Source organism: Erythrobacter sp., assembly GCF_038133525.1.
Taxonomy (GTDB): Bacteria; Pseudomonadota; Alphaproteobacteria; order Sphingomonadales; family Sphingomonadaceae; genus Qipengyuania.
Window position 1 is genome coordinate 1 of record NZ_JAYPTL010000203.1, and the last position, 1,503, is coordinate 1,503.

The 1,503-nt window shown below is 62.5% G+C and carries 2 protein-coding genes and 1 tRNA gene; 2 read left to right on the plus strand and 1 reads right to left on the minus strand.

The window, feature by feature from the left end; genetic code table 11:
- On the plus strand, positions 1 to 648 hold a 648-nt coding region (locus tag AAFM29_RS18055), incomplete at its 5' end, for a fumarylacetoacetate hydrolase family protein (RefSeq protein ID WP_341714080.1).
- A 275-nt stretch (positions 649 to 923) separates the two neighbouring features.
- On the opposite strand, the gene AAFM29_RS18060 is transcribed toward AAFM29_RS18055, so the two are convergent.
- A tRNA-Val gene (locus tag AAFM29_RS18060) sits at positions 924 to 998 on the minus strand.
- Positions 999 to 1,106: 108 nt separating this feature from the next.
- Here AAFM29_RS18060 and AAFM29_RS18065 point away from each other — a divergent pair.
- Complete coding sequence (locus AAFM29_RS18065; RefSeq protein ID WP_341714081.1) at positions 1,107 to 1,430, plus strand: DUF3297 family protein; 324 nt, start codon at positions 1,107 to 1,109, stop codon at positions 1,428 to 1,430.
- The last annotated feature ends 73 nt before the right edge of the window (positions 1,431 to 1,503 follow it).

Genomic DNA, 1,503 nt, shown 5'->3' on the forward strand with positions numbered 1-1,503 from the left:
CTGTGGGATGGCGCGGTCGGCGGGTGGAAGGTCGGCAAGATTCCGCCGCCACTCGACGGGCAACTGGGCGCCAACCGGCTGATCGGCCCGATCCCCGAAGACATGATCTATGAGGAAGCCGGATCGCCCATTCCGATGCCGGTATTCCGTGGCGGCTTTGCTGCGGCAGAAGCCGAATTCGCAATCCGCATCCGGGTGCCGCAAGGCGCTAAGCTGCCGACCAGCGATGCGGAGACTTTCGACTGGGTCGAAGAGGTGCGCATCGGCATCGAGATCGCATCGTCGCCATGGGCCGGCATCAATGCCGATGGCCCCTGCGTCACGGTTTCGGACCATGGCAATAATAATGGCCTTGTCCTCGGTCCGGTCGTGCCGCGCGCCATGTGGGACACGATCAACGATATCGCGGTCGAAACGCTGATCAACGGCGAAAGCGTGGGCAAGGCCAGCACCGCCACCATGCTCGACGGGCCGTTCGGCGCGGTGCGGTTTTTGCTCAACAACATGACCGAACGCGGGCTGATGGATCAGGCCGCCGGTTGGGTGTCTTCGGGCGCGATCACCGGCGTCCACGATGTGAAGATCGGGCAAGCCGTCGAGGCACGATTTGCAGGAATCGGATCGGTCGGAGTTCTGATTACCGGCTGACCCTCACAAATCCGGACAAGCATTCTGGCCGCTGCGGATAAGCCGCGGCGGCCTTTTGCTTTGGGCCGCGGATTGTGGATCAGGGAAACAACGTCCGACTTCGATCAACCTTGTCGCGAACCCCGATCTGCTAGCCCGGACATTCCAGTCCCGCGCGACATGGGGCATCATCATTCGTGCGGCATCGCGCAAGCCCGAAGATACGGCATGCCGTTCGGTGCATCGGGAAAGCAGGTCCAGAAAGAACCGCATCATCCGATCAGCGTCTGAAGGGATGGTGGGCGCGGCAGGGATTGAACCTGCGACCCCACCCGTGTGAAGGGTGTGCTCTACCACTGAGCTACGCGCCCGCCGGGTCAACAGGGCGTGAAATGAATCACTCGCCCCGGCAGAGGCGCGCCTTTGCCAGAGCGCGAAGCCGTTGACAAGCACTGCGTTGCCGCTAGAGGCCCGACACTATGACCGAAGACACCAACAGCACCCCTGAAAGCCCCGAAACCCCGGCAAGCGGTGGCAGCGATGTGCCGCCCGATCACCTCGCGATCGATCCGCGCAGCGAATATTTCGATGCGGAGATCCTGCGTCGCGGCGTCGGCATCCGGTTCAAGGGTTCGGTGCGCACCAATATCGAGGAATATAACATTCCCGAGGGCTGGGTCCGCGTGCAGGCGGGTAAGACCATGGACCGCAAGGGCCGCCCGCTGACGATCAAGCTGACCGGCCCGGTCGAGGCATGGTTCGAAGACCTTGGCGACAATCCGCCGGTTAACAAGGCTGGCTGAGCTTTCTCGCGCTGTTCTTGCATTTAGCTTGCAAGCTGGCGCGATGAGCGCCACCTGAAGCCCTATGCTACCC

Excerpts from the sequence above, each read along its gene's own strand:
- AAFM29_RS18065 (WP_341714081.1), top strand. The coding sequence starts at position 1,107 with ATGACCGAAGACACCAACAGCACCCCTGAAAGCCCCGAAACCCCGGCA.